Annotated in this window: 18 protein-coding genes; 8 read left to right on the top strand and 10 right to left on the bottom strand. The window is 65.2% G+C overall.

The annotated features are described in order from the left end of the window. The first annotated feature begins 210 nt into the window (after positions 1–210). The 3 genes from NLI89_RS05470 (at position 211) to NLI89_RS05460 (ending at position 4907) form a co-directional block, all read left to right on the top strand. A complete protein-coding gene (locus NLI89_RS05470) occupies positions 211–1638 on the top strand; it encodes a DUF389 domain-containing protein (protein ID WP_254686096.1) in 1428 nt (475 codons plus the stop codon). A 192-nt stretch (positions 1639–1830) separates the two neighbouring features. After that, entirely contained in the window at positions 1831–2895 is a 1065-nt protein-coding gene (locus tag NLI89_RS05465) for a serine hydrolase (protein ID WP_254686095.1), read from the top strand. Between the two features lie 1007 nt (positions 2896–3902). Continuing rightward, a complete protein-coding gene (locus tag NLI89_RS05460) occupies positions 3903–4907 on the top strand; it encodes a sugar kinase (protein ID WP_254686094.1) in 1005 nt (334 codons plus the stop codon). A 191-nt stretch (positions 4908–5098) separates the two neighbouring features. Here NLI89_RS05460 and NLI89_RS05455 read toward each other — a convergent pair whose 3' ends face one another. The 3 genes from NLI89_RS05455 to NLI89_RS05445 form a co-directional block, all read right to left on the bottom strand. After that, positions 5099–6736 (bottom strand): amidohydrolase, encoded by a 1638-nt coding sequence (locus tag NLI89_RS05455; protein ID WP_254686093.1) that lies wholly within the window; start codon positions 6734–6736, stop codon positions 5099–5101. 50 nt (positions 6737–6786) lie between these two features. Continuing rightward, a complete protein-coding gene (locus NLI89_RS05450; protein ID WP_254686092.1) occupies positions 6787–9924 on the bottom strand; it encodes a TonB-dependent receptor domain-containing protein in 3138 nt (1045 codons plus the stop codon). 263 nt (positions 9925–10187) lie between these two features. Next, positions 10188–10679 (bottom strand): Lrp/AsnC family transcriptional regulator, encoded by a 492-nt coding sequence (locus NLI89_RS05445; RefSeq protein WP_254686091.1) that lies wholly within the window; start codon positions 10677–10679, stop codon positions 10188–10190. 118 nt (positions 10680–10797) lie between these two features. Here NLI89_RS05445 and NLI89_RS05440 point away from each other — a divergent pair, with 118 nt between their 5' ends. Then, complete coding sequence (locus tag NLI89_RS05440) at positions 10798–13287, top strand: zinc-dependent metalloprotease (RefSeq protein ID WP_254686090.1); 2490 nt, start codon at positions 10798–10800, stop codon at positions 13285–13287. Between the two features lie 373 nt (positions 13288–13660). Next, positions 13661–14407, top strand: coding sequence for a hypothetical protein (locus NLI89_RS05435; RefSeq protein ID WP_254686089.1), 747 nt, complete (start codon positions 13661–13663; stop codon positions 14405–14407). Positions 14408–14529: 122 nt separating this feature from the next. On the opposite strand, the gene NLI89_RS05430 is transcribed toward NLI89_RS05435, so the two are convergent. Then, a complete protein-coding gene (locus NLI89_RS05430; protein WP_254686088.1) occupies positions 14530–14820 on the bottom strand; it encodes a DUF1488 family protein in 291 nt (96 codons plus the stop codon). Between the two features lie 3 nt (positions 14821–14823). Continuing rightward, entirely contained in the window at positions 14824–15108 is a 285-nt protein-coding gene (locus tag NLI89_RS05425; protein ID WP_254686087.1) for a hypothetical protein, read from the bottom strand. A gap of 229 nt (positions 15109–15337) precedes the next feature. Here NLI89_RS05425 and NLI89_RS05420 point away from each other — a divergent pair, with 229 nt between their 5' ends. Both NLI89_RS05420 and NLI89_RS05415 read left to right on the top strand, forming a co-directional pair. Continuing rightward, positions 15338–16138 carry a class I SAM-dependent methyltransferase gene (locus tag NLI89_RS05420; RefSeq protein ID WP_254686086.1) on the top strand — a complete coding sequence of 267 codons (801 nt, stop codon included), beginning with the start codon at positions 15338–15340 and terminating at the stop codon, positions 16136–16138. Between the two features lie 140 nt (positions 16139–16278). Further along, positions 16279–17565, top strand: coding sequence for a glycoside hydrolase family 130 protein (locus tag NLI89_RS05415; RefSeq protein WP_254686085.1), 1287 nt, complete (start codon positions 16279–16281; stop codon positions 17563–17565). A 96-nt stretch (positions 17566–17661) separates the two neighbouring features. On the opposite strand, the gene NLI89_RS21985 is transcribed toward NLI89_RS05415, so the two are convergent. Then, complete coding sequence (locus NLI89_RS21985) at positions 17662–17871, bottom strand: hypothetical protein (RefSeq protein WP_439144475.1); 210 nt, start codon at positions 17869–17871, stop codon at positions 17662–17664. Between the two features lie 272 nt (positions 17872–18143). Between NLI89_RS21985 and NLI89_RS05405 the strand changes: the two genes are divergently transcribed. Continuing rightward, positions 18144–18671: a hemerythrin domain-containing protein gene (locus NLI89_RS05405; protein WP_254686084.1), complete on the top strand. Its 528-nt coding sequence runs from the start codon at positions 18144–18146 to the stop codon at positions 18669–18671. A gap of 12 nt (positions 18672–18683) precedes the next feature. Here NLI89_RS05405 and NLI89_RS05400 read toward each other — a convergent pair whose 3' ends face one another. From NLI89_RS05400 to NLI89_RS05385, 4 genes are read right to left on the bottom strand one after another with little or no spacing between them, the layout of a single operon-like run. Continuing rightward, a complete protein-coding gene (locus NLI89_RS05400; RefSeq protein WP_254686083.1) occupies positions 18684–19394 on the bottom strand; it encodes a Crp/Fnr family transcriptional regulator in 711 nt (236 codons plus the stop codon). Positions 19395–19449: 55 nt separating this feature from the next. Beyond that, positions 19450–19572 carry a cytochrome bd-I oxidase subunit CydX gene (gene cydX / locus NLI89_RS05395; protein WP_082470763.1) on the bottom strand — a complete coding sequence of 41 codons (123 nt, stop codon included), beginning with the start codon at positions 19570–19572 and terminating at the stop codon, positions 19450–19452. 25 nt (positions 19573–19597) lie between these two features. Beyond that, positions 19598–20737, bottom strand: a complete 1140-nt coding sequence (cydB, locus tag NLI89_RS05390) for a cytochrome d ubiquinol oxidase subunit II (RefSeq protein ID WP_254686082.1) — start codon at positions 20735–20737, stop codon at positions 19598–19600. Between the two features lie 14 nt (positions 20738–20751). Then, the gene (locus NLI89_RS05385) at positions 20752–22335 is read right to left on the bottom strand and encodes a cytochrome ubiquinol oxidase subunit I (protein ID WP_254686081.1); all 1584 of its coding nucleotides are present in this window, start codon (positions 22333–22335) and stop codon (positions 20752–20754) included. Positions 22336–22443: the final 108 nt, after the last annotated feature.

Here is a 22443-nt window from a genome sequence, read left to right as displayed (position 1 = left end):
CCCATTTTTTTTGAGCGCGTCAGCCGATGGAATGCCCGAAAGCGGTGGCGCAAGCCATTGGGTCCGCGTCGAGAAGCTGTATCAGGGTCGCTTCGAAAACGTTCGCCATGACGGAGGCCTTCCCATCGATGTGAAACCCACGGGAGTCCTCGCGCTGCCCCGAACCTGGCTGGCGCTGGCGAGGCACGGCGCGACGCAGGGAGTCGATCCGTGCTGCGACAGATCGCCGAGGAGGCCGGATGGTCGGGCCGGTACGCGTTCCTGATCGTCATCTCCGCCGCAATCTCGCTGCTCGGCCTGCTCATGCCCTCGGTCGCGGTGCTGATCGGCGCGATGCTGCTGTCGCCGCTGATGATGCCGATCATCGGCCTCGGTTTCGGTATCGCCACGCTCGATTTCCACGAGATTCGCCGCGCCGCGACCGCGCTTTTGCTGGGGGCGGTCATTGCGGTCACCTTGTCGGTGGCGCTGATCCTGTTGTCCCCGGTCCAGACGATCACCAGCGAGATCGCCGGGCGAACGCAGCCCACGCTGTTCGACCTGCTCGTCGCGCTGCTGTCGGCGATCGCGGGCGGCTATGCGCTGATCCGCGGGCGTGGCGGCACGGTCGTCGGGGTGGCGATCGCGATCGCCCTGATGCCGCCGCTGGTGGTGGTCGGCTTCGGTATCGCGACGTGGAACTGGGTCGTCTTCTCCGGCGCGTTGCTGCTGTTCCTGACCAATGCGATCACGATCGCGCTGACCGCGGCGCTGGTCGCGCGCTGCTATGGCTTCGGCAGCCATTTGTCGCCGCACCATACCGGCTTGCAGCTCGTCCTGTTCGCGGTCGCGATCGGCGTGCTGTCGATCCCGCTCGGCGCCGGGCTGCGCAGGATCGCCTTCGAGGCGGTCGCGCAGCGGCAGGTCCGCGATGCGCTGGGCGAAGACTTTCCGGCAGGCGCGCGGCTGAGCCAGGTCGAGATCGACCACGGCGTCACCCCGGTCCGGGTGCGGGCGGTGATGCTGACGCCGCGGATCGAGCCCGATGCGGACCGCAAGCTCGCCGCGGACCTGCGCCGGCGGCTGGCCCGACCGGTCGACGTCCATATCGACCAGGTCCGGATTTCTCCCGAAACCGGCGCGGTCGAGGCGGCGCAGATCGCCCGCGCCGGCAATGGCGACGCCTTGCTCGCCGCCCGAGCCCGCGACCGGGCGATCGCAGATGTCGCGCTGATCGCGGGGGTTCCGGCCACGTCGGTCATCGTCGATGGCGCGGCGCGAACGATACGCGCCACCGCGGCGCCGCTGCCCGGCCTGGGGATTGCGGGGTATCGCGACCTCGAGCGACGGGCGGATGCCGCCGTGCCCGACTGGCATATGACCCTTGCCCCGCCGGGCGACGTCGCCTTGCCGGATATCGCGATCAAGGCGGGCGTGATCGACGATGCCGCCCTCGATCAGGCGGAATGGGTGTCCGTCCGGCTGGCCCGCACGCTCGACGTGAGCGGCGGAACGTTGCGCCAGCGAACCGCGGTGGCCGAGGGCATTGCCGCGCGCGGCGGCAGGGCAGCGGTCGGCAGCGCTGGCGGGCGCCTCCGTCTGGAATGGGCTCTTTTAGGGGAGGCTGCGGACGCCGGTTCAACGTCGGGCGGACCTTAACGGCGCGATCCGGCGTGACCTCGAGCGAGGCCATGTCGGATCGCCCCTGCGTCGAACGGGCTTCAATTCACGTCGAACGCCGCGGTCGTCGGGTTTCGTCCGAACGCGACGACGTTACAAAGCCTGCAAAGGGAAGTCTTATTGTCGTTTGTATTATTGTTTCGGCGCACCGTGGGGCTCGGGAGTGCTTGCGTGCTCGCCGCCTGTGTCCCTGCTGGACGCGCGCCTGTTCCTGCTGCGGCGCTGCCGATCACGGTACAGACGACAGCGCCTGCGGCGACGCCCCGGCCGACGTCGACGGCGCGACCCGCGCGCTCCAGCTATCGGTCGGGCCAGCCACCGGCGGATCTGCTCAACGCCGTGCAGGCGCTGGGCGCGGGCTTCAAGGGGCAGGTCGGCATCAGCGTGCGCGATATCGACGAGGGCTGGGTGGTGGCATGGGACGGCGACCGGCCGCGTCCCCAGCAAAGCGTCAGCAAGCTCTGGGTCGCGATCGCCGTCATGGATGCCGTCGATCGGGGGCGGCTGTCGCTGAGCGATCCGGTGACGGTGACCCGCTCCGATCTCACGCTCTTCCACCAGCCCATTCGCGCGCTGGTCGGCAAGGACGGGTATCGCACGAAGATCGGTGCGCTGCTGGGGGGGGCGATGACGCGTAGCGACAACACCTGCAACGACGTGCTGCTCTGGCGGGTCGGGGGACCGGCGGCGATCAACCGGATGCTCGCGGAAAAGCGCGTTGCCGGCGTCCGTTTCGGGCCCGGGGAACGGCAGTTGCAAGCACGTACCGCGGGGCTGGAATGGCGCCAGGAATGGGCAGGGGGCTGGGGCTTTCTGCAGGCACGCGCTGCGATGCCGTATGCGGCGCGCGAACGAGCGCTGACGCGGTACCTCGCCGCGCCGATCGACGGCGCCTCGGCCAATGGCGTGACGCTGGGGCTGTCGTTGCTGGCGCAGGGCAAGCTGTTGCGCGCACGATCGACCGAGTCCCTGCTGACGTTGATGCGCTCCAGCAAGACCGGACCGCTGCGTCTCAAGTCCGGGCTGCGCCCCGGCTGGACGCTCGCCCACAAGACCGGCACGGGACAGGATCTGGGTACGTTGTCGACCGGGTATAACGACGTCGGGTTGCTCGTGGCGCCGAACGGTCATCGTTACGCCGTCGCCGTGATGATCGCGAGCACCCGCCAGCCGATCGCGATGCGAATGCGGCTGATGGGAAACGTGACGCGCGCGGTCGTCGCCACGATGGATTGATTGCGGCGGGGAGTTTTTTTGGGGGGCGGCGGCGCTGGCGTTCGTGTCGGACATGCACGACACGCGGTCTGGAGCATCTCGGGAAATTTGCTACGGTTCACGGATGCACGTGCCATCGCCGCGCAACCGTCGCCTCGTCGCAGCTGGCTTGGCCGTGGCTCCGGCCACTCCGGAAGAGGCCATTGAGGGATTCGGGATTGCGCGACCTTGATGTTTGCGCAGCACCTGCAAGACCGGGTTGCCGGCACTCGCCACGCTCGGGATCGATGCTGTGGCGCTTCCCCGCCAGACGCCCCGCCTCGCAAGGATTTCCACCGACAAGGGGGCGGGAACCGGGGCGGAAAGCTCTACGATCAGGGGCTTAGGGGTCGCCTGCGCCGGCGCGTATCCCGCTTTCCCGATGGATCGACGGTTCCGCGCCGTCAGCCCGCTGGCAAGGTGTAACGCCGCTCAGCGCGGTTTCCGTGAGCTTCGATGAGGTCGCGATCGAGAACCAATCGACACGGGAAACGCTCGCAAGTTGGGCACTGGTGAGCCGAACGTAGCGGCGATGAGTATCGCACAGCCCGCTGGCGCAGGGATGCGCTGGACAGTTCCGTTTCTCTTGGCGCCGCGGACTACGGCGTTCGCGGAATGCTACGCCGCTTAGTCAGGTCGCGATCGACGGCTCGCAGAAGCGCCGCAACGTTGGATCGCGACCGTGGCGGACCGATTGACGCAAGGGGCGGACAGCCGGCGCCATCGCCGGAGCATTACTGGGCGGATCGCCTACACCGCCGATGCCCCGCACGTCTCCGACGATCCGTTGTGCGCGCGGTTCGCTGCGATCTGGGCGGAGCCAGCGGGCGATCCGCAGCAGGTCGTCGCTCGCGTCGTCGCCGAGTTCGGCCTATTTCCCGCGTTATCAAGGACGCGGCAGTCCCCCATTCACTCGCTGATACATTGGCGTTATGGCGCATGCTTGGCCCTCAGGCAGCGCCAAGTGTCGCGACACAGGAGTCCGGAGTATGACAGGCGTGGTACTCTGTTTCGGCGAAATGCTGTTACGCCTCGCTGCGCCTGATCGCGGGCATCTGTTCCAGGAATCGCGGCTCGATGCACATTTTGGCGGAGCAGAAGCAAACGTTGCGGTGGCGCTCGCGCGGCTAGGCGAACCTGCCGCTGTGATCACGACCTTGCCGTCCGGATCGATCGGTGATGCCGCGCTGGAATCGGTCCGTGCTGCCGGAGTTGACGTGTCGCGCGTTCTGCGCGCGGACGGTCGGCTGGGCTTGTATTTTCTATCGCCGCCAAGCGGCCCGAGAGGCGCGCACATCGTCTATGACCGCCTCGATAGCAGCTTCGCGGTGACGCCGTCCGAGGCCTATGACTGGCCTGCTGCGCTCGACGGTGTTGAATGGCTGCATCTGTCGGGGATCATCCCGGCGATCGGCCCGGACGCCGCTCGCCTGTCGCTCGATGCGATCGCCGCGGCCAAGGCGGCGGGCGTGAAGGTCTCGTTTGACGGCAATTTCCGCGCGAGCATGTGGGCGCGCTGGTGCGCCGATCCGCAGCAAATCCTGCTCGATCATGTCACCGGCGCGGACCTGCTATTCGGCAATCACCGCGATATCTCGCTGTTGCTCGGCGAAGACTTCGCAGGCGACACGCCGGATGCCCGCCGTCGCGCGTGCGAGGCGGCGTTCGCATTATTCCCGCGCCTGACCTGTATCGCTTCGACTGCCCGTCGTGTCATCGATGCCGACACGCACGAACTGTCCGCGCGTGTTGATCGCCGCGACGACGCGTTCGAGACCGAGACGATCGTGGTCAGCCAGATCGTCGACCGGATCGGCACGGGCGATGCGTTCGCCGCTGGCGTGTTGTCGAGCATGGAAGACAGCTGTGAGGTCGCTGCGGCGCGCGGGCTGGTGCTGGCGGCCTTGAAGCATGCAACTGCCGGAGATCATAGCCGAACGACGTCCATCGAAGCGCGGATGTTTACAGCGACTGCGGGGGATGTCCGGCGCTAAATGATGTTGTCGTTCGAATTGCAAGGGATGTGCGACTGCGCCCTGGACGCGGGGCGGATCAAAGGCATTACCATGTCCCGATCCTTCCTACGGCGACAAGCCAGGTACCCAGTCCGCCTGCCTTAGTCAGAAGGGCGATGGTGGCGGAACGCAATGCGCCGTCACCATCGCCCCGACCCTGGTGAGGAGCGTCAGTCTGATGTCGGCGAGGGAGCCGTTACTGCGGGGTATCTGATGCCCAGCTGGTCGAGATAGGTCGGGTATTTCGCCGGATCGTAATAGAATTTCTTCATCGCCGGCCGCATTCGATCCATGATCTCCTTGTTCAGGTGAATGGCCGGCGGGTCGTTGGCGGTGACGACGGGGTCGTATTTCTGGTCCTTGAACTGCACGGTCTGCTGGAACGCCTTGGCCTCGGTCACGAGTGCAGGGGTCGTCATGATATCGAGCACCGTCATCGACACCGCCTTGGCGCCCGCCACCGCGCCCTTGTGTGCGATCGGTGTGGCCATCGCGATCGCCGACAGGACGTTGTGGCCGATCATGCTGGGTATGTTTGAGGGATAGCGCACCGTGATCGTCGGCACGGTCCACATGATGTCGCCGATATCGTCCGATCCGCCGCCCAGCGAACGTTCGCGGTTGGCCGGGGTGGACAGGTCCGCGATCGTGGTCGGCAGCGCCTTGACGGTGCGCTTGTTGGTTTCCTGCACGGTCCTCGCGAAGGCCTGGTCGTCATTGCTCCAGCTTGGCATGCCGACCGCCTTGATATTGGCATAGGCGGCCTCGGCCAGCGGCTTGTTGCCGTAATTGGGCGCGGCATAGCCGAGCAGCCTGTGCTCGACGGTGGTGCCGGTCGCCTTGGCCGCGGCGTCGGCGATCTCGTTGCCCGTGGTGTACAGGTCGCGGACGCTGCCGAAATCCAGGTCGCGGAAATAATACCAGACGCTGGCGATGTCGGGCACGATGTTGGGCTGCCCGCCGCCATTGGTGATGACGTAGTGCGACCGCTGCGTGACGGGGAGATGCTCGCGACGCATGTTCCAGGCGACGTCCATCACCTCGACCCCGTCCAGCGCGCTGCGCCCCTCCCACGGCATGCCGGCCGCGTGTGCCGTCTTGCCGTGGAAGGTGTATTCGGCGGACACGAGCGCGTTGTTCCCGCTGTTGCCCCAGCCGGTGCTGAAATCGCTGCTGACATGCGCGAAGATCGACATGTCCACGCCCTTGAACAGGCCGTCGCGGACGTACCAGGCCTTGGTCGCGAGCAGTTCTTCGGCGATGCCGGGCCACAGCATCATGCGGCCGGGTATCTTGTTCTTCACCATCACGTCCTTGGCGGCGATGGCTGCGGCGATCATCATCGGCATGCCGGAATTATGGCCTTCGCCATGACCCGGCGCGCCCGCGATCATCGGCTTGAGCGTTGGCGAGCCCGGATATTGCGACAGGCCGAGCAGACCGTCGACGTCGCTGCCGAGCGCCACCAGCGGCCCGCCGGTGCCCCATGTCGCGGTCCACGCCGTGGGGATGCCGGCCACGCCCTTGGTGATGGTGAAGCCCTCCTTCTTCAGGATGCCGGTGAGATATTCCATCGTCTGGAATTCCTGGAACCCCGGTTCGGCGAAACTGAACAGGGAGTCGACCATCTGCTGGATCAGCTTCGCATGCGCCTCGACGTCGGTGACCGCCTGCTTCTTGAGGGCGTCCCGATCGATGCCCGCAGGCGCGAAAGCGGCTTGGGCGGGCGCGGGTTCGGCAGCGGTAGCGGCAGTGCTGAACAATCCGGTGGCAACCAGCGCGGCGATCAGTGAACGGGTATCGGCCATGTCATAAACTCCTGTACGGTGATGTCGTGAGGGGAGGGGCGGCGCGCCCCTCAGATGCCGATGCGCACGCCCATCCGAAACACGCGGCCGAGCACGTCGTAGAGTGCGCGGTTGGTCTGCGGATATGCGGGGGTATTGTTGCCGGTCGGCCCGTTGGCGACGAGCACCGGATCGCTGTTCAGGATGTTGCGGATCGACAGGAAGACCTGTGCCTTCGCGCCGCCGGTCTCGAACGCGTAGCTGGCGTTCAGATCGTAGAAGAACTGGCCCTTGATGCTGTTCATGTTGACCGTGCGGTAATCGGCGGTCGAAAGCGGGCAGTCCGTGGTGCAGACGACGTAGTTGTTGTTGTAGACGCCGCCGCTGACCCCGCGGGCGATACCCTGGATGCTGAATCCGGAGTCGAGATCGTAGCCGGCGCTGAAGCGATACGTCCAGTCAGGCAGGCCACCGGTGTTCTGGCCGGCCAGATCCGTGGTTGCGGTGACGCCGTTGTTGCTGGTCAACTCGAACGCATAGCTGGCGAGCGCGCGCAGCGTCAGGTTGCCGGGGCCGATCGCACGGCGATAGCTCGATTCGATATCGATGCCGCGTGTCTTGACGCTGACGAAGTTGGTCGGCTTCACCTCGATGCTCGTCACGGGCAGGCCCAGGGTCGTGACGCCGCGACCGCCGGTGGTGGAAATGAACGAACATGCATCGGCGATCGCCTGCTGATAGCATTGGTCGACGATCGTCTGGGCGAGCAGCGAGTCGATCGCCCCGTCCAGCTTGATGTCGTAATAATCCACCGAGGCGGCAAAGCCCGGCAGGAAGCTGGGCGTCAGGACCACGCCCGCGCCGTAGGTCTTGGCGATTTCCGGGCGCAGGTCGGGATTGCCGACGGTGGATTCGTTGAACTGGTTGGCGGCGACGCTGCCGTTCACCTGCGGCACGTTGACGGTGTTGGTGCGACCGGTGCCGGGTGCGAACAACTCGCTGAGGTTGGGCGCGCGGATGTCACGCGAGATCGTGCCGCGCAGCTTGATGTCGGGGATCACCTGCCAGGTCAGGCCGGTCTTCCATGTATTGACCGTGCCGGAGGTCGAGTAATCGGTGAAACGGAACGCGCCGTTGAAATCCATGCCTTTGAAGATCGGAATGACCGATTCGATATAGGCTTCCTTGACGGTGTACCGGCCCTTGGTCGGCAGGTAGTTGCCGTAGATCCAGGTCCCTGTGGTGACGCCATTGGCGACGATCGGCTGGTAGAGCTGATCGACCGACCCGGAGACCGACTCCTTGCGGGACTCCGCGCCGAACGCCACCGAGATCGGGCCTGCCCACAGATCGATCAGGCTGTTGGTCGAGAAGTTGATCGCCGCGACCTGCTGCTTCAATTCCTGTTTCCGGAGCGGTTGGCGGCCGTTGTAGAGGACGTAGGCGATCGCCTCGGGCGAGGCGCCGTTGGTGCCGAGCCGGTTGAGCGGCGCGCACGACGGATCGTTATTGTTCAGGTTCGCATCGACGTTGATCCGGCACACCACCGTGCCGGCCGCGTAGCCGCCGCTGTTGCCCGCCGCCGCGACGACCGCGTCGGTCGCCGCCGCCATCCGGCTGACGTTCCAGGCGTTGGTCAGGAGTTCGTTCGTCTTGGTCTTGCCCAGCTGGTAATAGCCGCCCCATTTCCAGTCTATCGATCCGGTCGAGAAGGCGCCGTCCGCTCCCGCGACATAACGGAAGACCTGGCGCTCGTTGTCGCTGCCCTGCGGTGGCAGGAATATGTTGCTGGTACCGATCTGGATCGAACTGAGATTGTTCGCCACCATCGCCGCGCGCGTCGCATCTGGCAGATAGGCGTTGTCGCGCTGGATCGTCACGCCGGTGGTTGGCGTCTGCTGGTAATAGCTCTGGCCGCGATAGTTGCTGTACGAGAACTGGCCGTACAGTTCGACGAGCGGCGACACTTCGTAGCTCAGCCGGCCGAAGACGCTGCTGCGCTTCTCCTCGGGTTGCAGGGTCGCGCTGCTACGATGGCCGGCGGTGGTGATGTCGGTGTCGCCCCCGACCATCCACTGGCCGCTGGTGGCGCCGAAGTTCAGCTGATTGACGCTCGCCTTGCCGGTCGTCGGATCGACCGAGCCGAAATAGGTGCCGCGCAACGGGCCGGTGCTGACCAGCCCGCCCGGCGTGAACTGGCCGGTGCCGATCCCCGACGCGATCAGGAATTCGTTGACGCAGGGTGTGCCCAGCGTGGCGGCATCGGTGCAGCGTGCTGCGGAATAGGCGGGATTGTTCGCCAGGAAATAGCCGCTGTCGTTCCAGTCGCGATCGATCGACTGGATGCCCTTTTGCGAGAAATGCTCGCCCGACACGATCAGATGGCCGCGTCCTTCCGCGAATGCCTTGCCGCCGGTCGCCGTCACCTTGTGGTTCGGCGCGTCGCCATAGGTGGTGACGCCGTGCTCATACTCCATCTTGAACCCGGTATAGTCGCGGTCGAGGATGAAGTTGACGACCCCCGACACGGCATCCGATCCATAGGCCGACGAGGCACCGCCGGTCACCACCTCGACCCGCTCGATCAGCGCCTGCGGGAAGGTGTTGACGTCGACCTGGCCCGTGGTCGTCGAGGCGACTGAACGCTGGCCGTCGAACAGCACCAGCGTACGGTTCGCGCCGAGATTGCGCAGGTTGACCGAGTTGATCCCGGCCGCGCCGTTGCTGAGCGAGCCGTTGCTGCTGGCCGAGGTGCCGCTGCCGCGGACCGCGGGCAGCGTGTTGACGAAATCGGAGATGTTGGCGGGCGCCTCGGCCTGCAATTCCTTCGCGGTGATGACGCTGACGGGCGTGGGCGCACTGTAGCCGTTGCGCTCGATCCGCGATCCGGTGACGACGATCGCGTCGCCTTCGTCGGCTGGCGTATCGCCGGTCACGGGATCGACCGCCATTTCCGGCTTGCCGCCGGGAACGTTCGTCGTTTCCCGGTCGGTCGGCGCGGACTTGGCCGGGCCGCGCTCGGTCTGGAACGCGATCGCCTGCGGTTCTGCGCCGGCCTGCGCCGTCGCGACTTCGGTGGCGAGACAAAGCGCCAGCGCCCCCACGCCGACGCCGACCAGCCTGCGGCTTTTCGAATGCGCGAATGAGCGCGGCATGGAATAGGCGCACGTGGCGGAAGCGCCGCGGTCGACGCCGTACAGAACAGTCATGGATAGCCCCCTTCGAATGATCGGGTGCCGTCCAGATATCCTCCCGGATTATCGTTCTCGTTGGTTCCTGCCTGCTATCGGGATGGCCGGGTATCCCGGTCCTGTTCCTGTCCGGAGCCTATCAGATGCTGCCTGCCGCTTCCTCGCAATCTGCACATGAAATCCATGTTACTTTTGCAGATTCCTCGATCATTCGGGCAATCTTCGACGGTTTCGAGCGCCTGTGTGATTTTTAAGTTGCGATATCGCCGAGTCTTTCGTCATCATTGATCGTTGACGACGGCGGGCGCGACCGATCGCTGCGCGACTTCGCGCATCAGGAAGCTGCTGCGGATCCGCGCGACGTGCGGCAGCATCGACAGCTCGCGGCGATAGACCCGGTCGTAATCCTCGAACGAGCGGACATGGACGATCATGATGAAATCGACCTCGCCCGACACGAAGCTGCAGAACGACATCGACGGACACGCGATGACCGCCGACTCGAATTCGTTGAGCACCTGTTCGGCCTGCGACCTCAGTTCGATTGAGACCAGGGCGGTGATGCTGAACCCCAGCTTCCCCATGTCCAGCTTGGCGGTATAGCCCGCGATGACGCCGCTTTCCTCGAGGATCTTGCGTCTGCGTGCTGTCGCCGTGCTGGACAGATGGATGCGCTCGCCCAGCATCACATCCGACGCGCGGCCATCACGGATCACCTCGCGCAGGATACGGTAATCGGTGGTATCGACCGGATTATTCTCAATTTCGCGCATTGTTCCCCCTAAGATTGCTGCATTGCGTCAATCCTGAACATAAAGTTGCGCAATATTGCCCGATACCGCAACATCGATCGTGCTAGTTTCGCTGCACGGCAGCAAAAAGGGGGCAATGATGCGCGGAATCATGTGGAGCACGGGCGTCGGGCTGGCGGCATTGGCGAGCGCGGCTGTTCCCGCCGGTGCGCAACCGGCCGCCGGTCGTGCGGCCGCCGCGCCTGCGAGCGTGGCGGCAGGCGGCCTGTTGCTGCCGGTGAAGGCGACCGCCGCGGACGGCCGCATCCTCGTCACGTTGCCCGCTGCGGATGCCGATGGGGCGTCGGGACGCTTCATCTACGCCACCTCGCTGCGCACCGGGATCGGATCCGCCAATCTGCGGCTCGATCGCGGGATGCTCGGCCCCGAACACATCGTCGCGTTCCGGCGCATCGGCAAGAAGGTCGCGGTGACGTTCGAGAACCATCGGTTCCGCGCGACCGGCGACGCGGGCGTCATGGCGGGCGGACGCACCAGCTTCCCGACCAGCATCATGGCGATGCTCGATATCGTCTCGACCGAACCCGGCGGCGGCGTGACGGTGGACATCGCCCCCTTCCTGACGCGCGACACGCTGGGGATCGCGGAGTCGCTCAATGCCAGCTGGGCGATGGCCGGTGCGGCTGGCGGTACGGCGGCGGGCAAGGGATTCCGTCTGGTCGATGCGCTCAGCGTGGCGGACGCCGCGTCGGTCAAGGTGTTCCCCGACAATATCGAGGTCGACGCGCTCCAGACCTATCAGTCCGACACCCCCGGCCGCGAGGTCGAGCGGATCGCCGGCGAACCGCGCCAGATCGGCTTCACCGTCCATCACAGCTTCGTCCTGTTGCCCGCGCCCGGATTCGTCTCGCGCAAGTTCGACATCCGCTCGGCCGCGGGCGGCAGCCAATATTACGACTATGGCACCCCGCTCGGCGAGGATGTGGTCCAGCAATTCGCCAACCGGTTCCGGCTGGAAAAACTCGACCCCGCCGCCGCCCGCTCGCGCGTGAAGAAACCGATCATCTTCTACATCGATCGCGCCGCGCCCGAACCGATCCGCACCGCGCTGCTGGAAGGCGTCAACTATTGGGCGACGGCGTTCGACAGGGCCGGGCTGGTCGACGCCTTCCGCGCCGAACTGCTCCCGGTCGGCGCGGACCCGCTCGACGTGCGCTACAACATGGTCAACTGGTCGAACCGGCTGACGCGCGGCTGGTCCTATGGCGGCGGCATCGTCGATCCGCGCACCGGCGAGATCATCAAGGGCAATGTCGTGATCGGCGCGCTCCGCGTGCGTCAGGACATGGCGATCTTCGAGGGGCTTGTCGGCACCGCGCAGACCAACAGCGGGGGCGGCAACGACCCGGTCAAGGCGTCGCTCGACCGCATCCGCCAGCTCGGCGCGCACGAGGTGGGCCACGCGATCGGCTTCATGCACAATTTCGCGGGCAGCACGCAGGGGCGCACCACGGTGATGGATTACCCCGGACCGCGGATCAAGCTGACCGATGGCCGGATCGACCTCTCCGAGGCCTATGCGCCGGGCGGCGGCGCGTGGGACGATTTCACGGTCGACTGGCTCTACGCTGATTCCGCACCCGGTACCGATCCGGACGTCGCGGCGCGCGCCAAGGCACTGGCGATCCAGGCGAAGGGCGTGCGTTTCATCACCGATGTCGACGGCCGCGCATCCGACACGCCGAGTCCCTGGGGCAGCATGTGGGACGACGGCCCCGATCCGATTGCCTCGCTCGATCACATGATGGCGGTCCGTCGCATCGCGATCGCGCAGTTCGGCCCCGGCGTGCTGCGGAACGGCGAGGCGCTGTCCGACTTGCGGCGCAAGTTCGTGCCGGTATGGCTGCTGCATCGCTACGATATCGACGCGGTGGGCAAGCTGGTCGGCGGGATCGACTATGCCTATGCGGTGGCCGGCGACAATCATCCTCCTGCAGCTCCCGTAGCCGCCGCAACTCAGGATGCGGCGATCGCCGCGATGCTGGCGACGCTGTCGGCAGATGCGTTGACCGTTCCCGCCACGCTGGTGATGCCGTTGTCGTCGCCGATGAACGGGCGCAGCGACATCCAGTTCGATCAGGAGGTCTTTCGCAATGCCGGGGCTGCCGCGTTCGACCCGTTGGTCGCGGCCGATGTCGCCGCGCAGGTGACGCTGGATTCGCTGCTGGCGCCAGCGCGCCTTGCCCGGGTGTACGAACAGCATCGTCGCGAACCGGGAATGCCGGGCGTCGACACCCTGCTCGATCGATTGATAGCCGCCACCGTCGATGCACGCCGCGATGCGGTCGGCCGCCGGATCGCCTACCGCGCGATCATGACGATGGCGCGCACCGCGCGGGACGACGCGACATCGCCCGACGTCGCCGCGCTGCTCGGCGACTGCTTGCGCGGAATCGCCACCAAATTGGGCAAGGCCGGCAACGGCGAAGACGGGGCATGGAGTCGGCACGTCGCTATGTTGCTGAGCGACGACGACAAGTTGACGCGCGAACTCGACAAGCGGCAGTCGGTACCGACGATTCCCCCGGGCATGCCGATCGGCGGCGACACCGGCTGGTTCGACGATTGAGCGATGCGATGTTCGGACCGTATCTGCCGCACGCCGGCGAATGTCGGTGTGAATGTGCGCTTGAAGTCGGGAGCCGCGAAAAGGTGCGCCAATGATCGTGTGTGGTCTTGTCGATTGGTGGCGACGCGCTGCTCGCTTGGTAAGCTTCCCAGTGGCAACGAGGCAAATACCGTGCATTACTCGCGCTATTAGCGCGCGAAGAGCGCTCGAATGCCGTGTCCCAGATTCCATATCATCGCCCGAAACTCAGTATGAGATGGACGGCCGCTTGCATCAGCGGATGACTATGGCGCCAGTAAGCCGAGATTCTGGGCGGCACCCTGACCTGCTTATCCGTCGCATCGCGCCGAATGCGCTGCAAGAGCGTTGTCCAATGGGGACTTCGAGGCCGATAGCGGTTAGGGGAACATGGCACTGGTCGATCCCGCTCGCGCTGGTGTTCCTCGCATCGGCCGCCGAGGCGGAGACCGCGCTCAGCGGCGACGCGGCCCAGATGCGGCTGGATCGAACGTCGCGTGCCCTCAGCGCCGCCGATCACGGTGTCGATGCGGCGAAGACGGGGGCGGACGCGATGCGGATGCTGCACCGACCGATCGTCACTGCGTCGGCGCAGTATCTCGTCTCCGAGAAGACGCTGTCGGTCGATCTCGCGGGGGCCAAGGGCAATGCGTTGGGCAACACCCAGGATTTCCTCGCGGCCTTTCCCGGTAGCGAGCCCCCGGCGTTCCAGCAGATCGCGAGTACCGGACGTCTTTCGCAGGCGCTGCCGGGGGTGTTCGATGAGATCCCCGATCAGTTCAGCTACCGCTTCCGCGACGAGGTGTTCCGACCGATCGTACAGTCGATGCTACTCTATACCGGTGGTGCGTTCCTGGCGCGGCGGGCGCGGCGGCGGCCATGGGATCGTGCTCGGGCTCGCCGCAATAGGCCATTCGCTCACCGAAGGCGTGATTATCGTCTGCAACGGCAAGATGTCCGCAGTCGTTCCCGCGATCGGCTCCGACTGGGAAGCCTGGGCCAGCATCGCGCTCTATATGCTGGCGGTACCGCAGGCGTTCGTCAGCCGCTGGGTCGCCATTGCGCTGTACGTCGCGGTCATCGGCCCATGGCTTATTTCTGATCACCGTATTGTTCGGGCGCTTGGTGTGAAGCCTAAACATTAGGCGGTCTATTACAGCATCTGCCGAAGCATTTCAGTTTCCCAATTTTCGGTAACCCAGTGTTCTGACCGGCTTCCAAGGCTCATGTCGAAACGTCAGCTGCCGTAATCAGGACAGGGGGCTCGCCGCCCAACCGGCTGACGAACTCTCGGCGCGCGATGCGATGGATATCGGTTTCGAATTCGACATACGTCTCGATCGCGGTCTCGCTGTCGATCCCTTCGAGGTCAGGGTTGATAAACTCGGCCAATGCCTCGCTCGTGATCAGGAATTCGACCATTCCCAGGGCGGTGTGGCCCAGGAACAGCACGCCGTTCCGCTCTGCCGACCACGCATACTCGCCGCGTTCAAACCGAACACTCGCGGGTGCCATGCCTCAGCCCTCGTCGTTCGCGCTGGGCAGCCGCTCGGCCAGCGCGGCGATCCCGTCGTCGGTGAGAGATACATGCGATACGCCGTCAATCAGCACGGCGCGTTCCGGGGTGAGTATGGCAGCGTCGCGATGTGCGCTGTCCAGTGCTGTCCAGGTACGGACTGCGCCCTCCAGGCTGGTCACCTCAGCGACGTCTTCGCCCCCGCGGGGGACGTTCTCCAACGCGGCACTCATCCGCCAGTCGATCTCCGGCGTCTTCATATCGTCGCCCCAGGTCGCTTCCGTCATGCTTGAACCCCATCATTGCCGGCGACGCCGGTTTCTCGATTGTTAAAGCGCTCACCTTTGGAGACTGGTTCCGCCGGGAGTGACGCTGTTTTCGATCACGAATGCCGAACTTTACGCGTGTGTCGATGTTTGATGACACACGCTGCGTACCGTTAGATACCCGCTCGAGATTGTACGGGCGGCTCGCTCGGGGCATGGTAGCCGAAAGATATCCAGGGAGAGTAACGATATGAACCGACTGCTCACAGCCGTGACCTGCCTCGCCACCTTGGGTGCCACGGGGGTGGTCGCGCAGTCTGTCGCTCCCTCGAAGGACATCGCCGCAGTCGTCGCGTCGCCGACGCGGGCGCCGGCGAACCGGGCGCGCGATCGGTATCGCCACCCTGCGGAAACGCTGGCCTTTTTTGGCGTGAAGCCGACGCAGACGGTGGTCGAGTTCCTGCCGGCCGGCGGCTGGTATACCGAGATCCTGGCGCCATTGGTCAAGGGCCGTGGGCGATATGTCGCCTTGGTGCCGACCGCACAGGCGGAACGCACGCGCACGGCATTTGCTGAGAAGGCCGCGACGTACGGCGCGGTGCAGGTCGCGACCATCGACTTCAAGACTGGCGCATCGACCATCCGGGCCGGAAGCGCCGACGTGCTGCTGACGTTCCGCAACGTCCACAATTTGCTGATGCAGGATGATCCGGCGGTAGCGGAACGCGTATTCAAGGCGTTCTATGCAGCACTCAAGCCAGGTGGCGTGCTGGGCGTGGTCGATCATCGCCTGCCAGAGGAGATGGATACGGCGCGCGAAAAGACGAGCGGTTACATCAAGCGATCGACGGTGGTTCGACTGGCACAGGCGGCGGGCTTCAAACTGGCCGGGGAATCCCGGATCAACGCCAACCCCAAGGATACCCACGATCATCCGGAAGGCGTCTGGACGCTGCCGCCGAGCTATCGACTGAAGGACGTCGATCGCCCGAAATATGCCGCCATCGGCGAGAGCGATCGGTTCACGATCAAGTTCGTGAAGGGGCGCTGATCGAGCATCGCGGACCAGCGTCCGTGGGGCGCCTGCCTCAGACCTGGGTGCCTCGGACCTGGGATCGCGACGGGCTCGGCATCGTTACCTACTAGGTCGCGAGCCTCCCGTCCGCGACCCTGTTCGAAGGGCCGATGCCGATGAAAGCTGCCGAAGTGTTCACGACGCTCGACGTCGAGTTGAAGCCAGATCCGTCACGCACCGTGATCCGGCCGTTCAGCTTCGGGTATCCGGCAGCGTTCGAGGCCGATCATCCGCCGCGCAGCCAGGTCGTCGTCGACCGTATCCGGGCGCTCGACGATACGATGCGCGAGCGGATGCGCGACCTGTTGCTGACGCCGATGCGGGAGCGCCATCGCAACGTCGAGCAGGTGCTGCTCCGCCGGTTCGAGGATGTGCGGCACGAGATAGACGAGGGCGAGTTCGACGAGGACGAACGGCTCTTGATCGGCGCCTATTTCAGTCAGGAATACGCGTTCGAGTCCGCCGCGCTCTTCAACCCCAGTATCGTATCGTTGACGGACGAAGCGCCGTCGGTGCCGGGTGCGGTGCGTTTCGTCATGTCGCTCCGCGGGATCGGCGAGGGGCATATCTCGTCGATCACGTTTCGGACCGGCGAGTGGGGACCAGGCGACCGACTGGTGATCGACCCGTCTAGCCCGCACGGCGTCCCGCCCCGGATCGAGCGGCATGACGACGCGTGGGTCCGCCTGGTATGCGAAGACAGCCAGGACGCGTCGGAAACCGTCATCTTCCCGGTCTTGCCCAGCCAGCGTCAGGGCATCGAGGATCTGCGGCTCGTCAACTTCACCGATCACGATGGGGTCCGCAGCATCATCGGCACCTACACCGCGTTCGACGGCAAGGATGCGCGCCAGGAAATCCTGCGCGGCATCGATCTGCGGCGGGTCGAGATGCGGCCGCTTGCCGGCGCCATGACCGGATACAAGGGGATGGCGCTGTTCCCGCGCCGGATCGACAACCAGTTCGTGATGCTGGGCCGCCAGGACAGCGAGAATATCTGGCTGCTGCGATCGGACGATCTGCATACGTGGGAAACCGGAACGCCGATCATGGCGCCGAAATACCCATGGGAGTTCGTGCAGCTCGGCAATTGCGGGTCGCCGATCGAGATAGACGAGGGTTGGCTGGTCTTCACGCACGGCGTCGGCATGGTCCGGGGATATTGCATCGGTGCCTGCCTGCTCGACAAGGACGACCCGTCGAAGGTACTCGTCCGCACGCCGTCGCCCTTGCTTTTTCCCAGCGCGGAGCAGCGCGGGGGCTATGTGCCGAACGTGACCTATAGCTGTGGTGCGCTGATCCGGGACCGCCGCATCCTGCTGCCGTACGCGATCGGCGACGAGTATTCGGCGTTTGCGGTCGGCGACGTCGATGATTTGCTGTCCGTGATGCACCCCGTCTGATCTATATTGGCTCGCAGAGTGGGGCATCGCTGCCAGCCGATGGTGACAGTTCGGACGTTACCGAAACTGATTTCTACCAGGCCTCCGTTGGGTACATCAGCTGAAATGTACGGTGGTTACGTGAATTGGCGTGCTGGGCCGAGTGGCAGGCAGACGGGCTAGCGCCCGACAAGCTTCGGTGAAGCGCTGCAATCCCTCGGCCCGGCGGGCCGGCGTGGCGAGGATAAGGAGTTCGATATCGTAAGCGCTGGCATCACGCTGACCAAGGGCGATCCAGCGGCCTTGGTGCGCGACGATGCGCAACATATGCCGGAACCTTGCAGTCTCGTTCCTGTTGAATGGGATCGGTGTACCGGTTGCTTTGGTATTGTATCCGATGGCAGGCATCTCGTTGTCTCCGACGCCTGCCGGCGCGGCGATGGCAATGTCGTCACTCGCGGTGACAACCAACGCGTCGAGGCTGAACGCGGTGCGGCTGTAGCCGCGGCAGGACGTAGCGTCGCTAGGAGGACAGCGATTTGATCCCCGTCAATGCTGAGCACGCGGGGCCATGCAAACTGCGGCCATGGAGAGCCGCGATGATCGAGCATGACGAATCTGCCGGCCGTGTCGTGCCGTTCGCGCGCTGGCACGTCATCGAGGAAACTGATCTCGCCCGGCTTGTTGCCGATCATGTCCGCGTTCGTGCGGTATGCGACAGGTTGGAAGCCTGTGCCGACGGGCTGCCCGACCGGCCATCGGACGTGGAGGCGATGAGCCGGTGCTTGCGCGCGGTCGTTCACAGCCATTCCCGAGAAGAAAGTGCCGTTATCGGCGCGCTGTTCGCGCAAGATCTCGACGATCCGCTCGCGGCCGCCCTTGTCGGACGCATGCGAGCGCGGCATCTGACCGACTCGGTCCATGTGGACGATATCCTCGCCGTTCTGTCGGGCGCCTCAACACCTTGTGCGGAAGCGTTCGGCTATATGCTGCGCGGGTTTTTCGAAGGCTGTCGCCTAGCGATGGACTTCACCGAACTTGCGATTCTGACGCTTGGTGCTGGGCGTCTCAGCCGTAATGCGCGGGCCATGCTCGCCAACAGCCTGTGCGAGCGGGAGTTGGGTTAAACGCGCGCGTTTTCAGGCTGCCTCAGCGCAACCTTGAAGCGCATTCGGGTTGGAAATCGTGATCGCGCGACCGCCCGGCAGTGCGATTACGCCGGCGGTCTTTAGTTTGGTCATCTGGCGACTGACTGTTTCGATCGTCAGCCCGAGTACGTCCGCGATTTGGCCACGCGTGAGCGGCAGGTCGAACGTCATCGGTCCGTCGGGCGTCGCGCGGCAGCCGGTCGCGGTCGCGCGCAAGGCCATGTCCAGAAGGAATCCGGCGATCTTCTCCTGCGCCGATTTGCGCGCCAGCGACAGGATCCGCGTACGCGCGATACCGAGCGCCGCGAGTGTCCGCTGGAGCAGCAGGCGTTCCATCCGCGCATGATCCTCCAGCACGCGTTCGAACGCGTCGCGCGGGAAGATGCACAGCTCGGACTCGGTCAGCGCGGTGATCGTGAAGTCGGCCTGACCGGCATAGGGCTGTCCGACGAAATCTGCGGGATACAGCAGCCCGACGATCTGTTCGCGACCATCGGGCGTGGCAGCGACAAGCTTGAGGACGCCCGACAACAGGTTCGCGCAGATGATGCTGTCGTCGCCCGCCCAGATCAGCGTCTGGCCGCGTGCGATCTTGCGGCGGCGCCCGAGCGTGTTGAGCGCCTGCAGTTCGACATCCGTAAGGCTGCTGCACAGAGCCTGATCGCGGACTGCGCAATCCGCGCAGATGTCATGGTGAGCCATTGATCCAGTATAGGCTAAAGGCTCGTGATACCCGCGCGAATTCTTTACGTGACCGTTACGAGTTCGCCGGAGCGTCGGCATCGTCCTCGATCGGCAAATGGAACTCGTGCCAGATGCCGTTGAGAATGCCGAAGCCGACGGCGAGACCGAGGCCCAGGACCCAGGTGAAATACCACATGATCAGATATCCTTAGCGTTGGGGATCAATAGAAATCGGGGTTGGTCGCGACGTCCTGCGTGGTCACGCGGCCGAACATCACCTTGTACGCCCAGGCGGTGTAGGCGACGACGATCGGCAACAGCACCACGGTGACGAACAGCATGATGCCGAGAGTCTTGGCGCTCGACGACGCGTTCCAGACCGTCAGGCTGGAATGCGAGTCGATGCTGGACGGCAGGATGAAGGGGAACATCGACAGTCCGACGGTCGCGATGATGCCAAGCGCGGAGGCCGACGACCCCGCGAACGCGGCGCCTTCCGATCCGCGCCTGATCCCGACCAGCGCAACCGCCGCGCCGCCGAACCCGAGTGCGGGAGCGATAATTATCCATGGATAGAGGGCGTAATTGGCGAGCCAGCCGCCGCGGGCGAGTTCGCTGGTGGTGTGCAAGGGATTGGACGGGCCCGAAGGATCGATCGCGCCGATAATGCGGTAGCCGATGTCGCCATAGGCCACGAACCCCCAGCCGATCGCAAACAGCGCGAGCGACGCGATGCCGGCGACCGTGCCGAATTTGCGCGCGCGATCGTGCACCGGGCCGTGCTCGATCTTGATCGCCAGCCACGCGCTGCCGTGGAGCACGAGCATCGCGACCGACAACAGGCCGCACACGAGCGTGAACGGCGTGAACAGCCCGAGGAAGCTGCCGTCGAAGAACGCGCGTAGGTCGCTGTCGAGGCGGAAGGGCGCGCCCGAAAGGACGTTGCCGACCGCAACGCCGAACACGAGCGCCGGCACGAACCCACCGACGAACAGCGCCCAGTCCCAGCGCGACCGCCAGGCGGGGTCCGGCCGCTTCGACCGGTATTTGAACCCGACCGGGCGCAGGATCAGCGCCGCCAGGACGAGGAACATCGCGAGGTAGAAGCCCGAGAAGCTGATCGCGTAGACGAACGGCCACGCCGCGAAGATCGCGCCGCCCGCCAGGATGAACCACACCTGGTTGCCCTCCCAGGTCGGGCCGATCGAATTGATCACCATCCGCCGCTCGGCATCGGTGCGCCCGACGAACGGGAGCAGCGCCGCGACGCCGAGATCGAAGCCGTCGGTCAGCGCGAAGCCGATCAGCAGGATTCCCATCAGCGCCCACCAGATGAGACGCAGCGTTTCATAATCGAACATCGTCGTGTCTCCTGTCAGGCGGCCAGGGGGAGAATGGGAGGCGTCGTGGGAACGAGGCCGATGACGGGCTTCGGGTCCTCGTCATGCTCGAACGGACCTTTTCGGATCGTCGCCAGGATCAGCCGCACCTCGATCACCGCCAGCGTGCCGTAGATCGCGGTAAAGCCGATGATCGTCGTCCACAGGACCCCGCGGGTCAGCGACGATGCGGCCAGGAAGGTCGGCAGCACGCCCTCGATCGCCCAGGGCTGGCGACCGATCTCGGAAAGCATCCAGCCGAGCTCGATCGCGATCCAGGGCAGCGGGATCGCGACGACCGCGAGCTTCAGGAACCAGCGCGTCTGGGTGTGCAGCCTGAGCGAGGTCAGCACGAACGCGGTGCCGAACAGCGCGATCATGAAGAAGCCGATGAACGCCATGATCCGGAAGCTCCAGAACATCAGCGGAACGTTCGGCACCACGTCCCATGCCGTCGCGGCGATCAATTGCGGCCTCGCCATCCGCGGATCGGGGACGTGGCGTTTCAGCAGCAGCGCATAGCCGAGGTCGCGCTTGTGCGCCTCGAACCGCGCCCGCTGCGCGACGTCGGTGCGATCGACCTTCAGATGCTGGACCGCGTCATAGGCGATGACGCCTGACGTAATCCGCTCCTGTGCCTTCAGCACCAGTTCGGACATCCCCGTCACCTCCTTGTCGAGACTGCGCGTCGCGATCAGGCCGAGCACCCAGGGCACCTGCACCTCGTAGCGTGTCTCGCGCGCAGCGACGTCGGGCAGGCCGAACAGCGTCAGCCCGGCGGGCGCGGGCGCGGTGTGCCACGCGGCCTCGATCGCGGCGAGCTTCATCTTCTGGTTGTCGGTGAGCGCGTAACCGCTCTCGTCGCCGAGCACGACGACCGACAGCGACCCGGCAAGCCCGAACGCCGCGGCGACCGTCATCGAACGGCGAGCGACGGCGGTGTAGCGGCCCTTGAGCAGCCAGAAGGCGGAGATGCCGAGCACCACCACCGCGGCGCAGACATAGCCGGCGCTGACGGTGTGGACGAACTTGGCTTGCGCGATCGGGTTGAACAGCACCGCGCCGAAATCGCTGACCTCCATCCGCATCGTGTCGGTGTTGAACTCTGCGCCGGTCGGGTTCTGCATCCAGCCGTTCGCGACGAGGATCCACAGCGCCGACAAATTGGTGCCGAGCGCGACCATGAACGTGACGATCAGATGGCCGAGCTTCGACAGGCGGTCCCAGCCGAAGAACATCAGCCCGACGAATGTCGCCTCCAGGAAGAACGCCATCAGCCCTTCGATCGCCAGCGGCGCGCCGAAGATGTCGCCGACATAATGCGAGAAATACGACCAATTCGTGCCGAACTGGAATTCCATCGTCAGCCCGGTGGCGACGCCCAGCACGAAGTTGATCGCGAAAATCCGCCCCCAGAACCGCGTGATGACGCGCCAGATCGGCCGGTTCGTCATCACGTACACGGCTTCCATGATGACCAGCATCATCGACAGCCCGAGCGTCAGCGGTACGAACAGGAAATGGTACAGGGCGGTCAGCGCGAATTGCAGCCGCGACAGATCGATGACCCCAAGGTCCATGATTAAGCTCCCCACAGTGCCGTCGACGGCGCTGTCTGGAGGCCGGGCTAGGCGCCGGCGGCGGCGCGAACATTGACCGCGGTCAAAGACGCGCGCGGGTGGTCCGCC

The sequence above is a fragment of the Sphingomonas faeni genome, from assembly GCF_024273235.1.
Lineage (GTDB): Bacteria > Pseudomonadota > Alphaproteobacteria > Sphingomonadales > Sphingomonadaceae > Sphingomonas > Sphingomonas faeni_A.
Note: the sequence above shows the minus strand (reverse complement) of the source record. Positions and strands in the feature narration are given on the sequence as shown.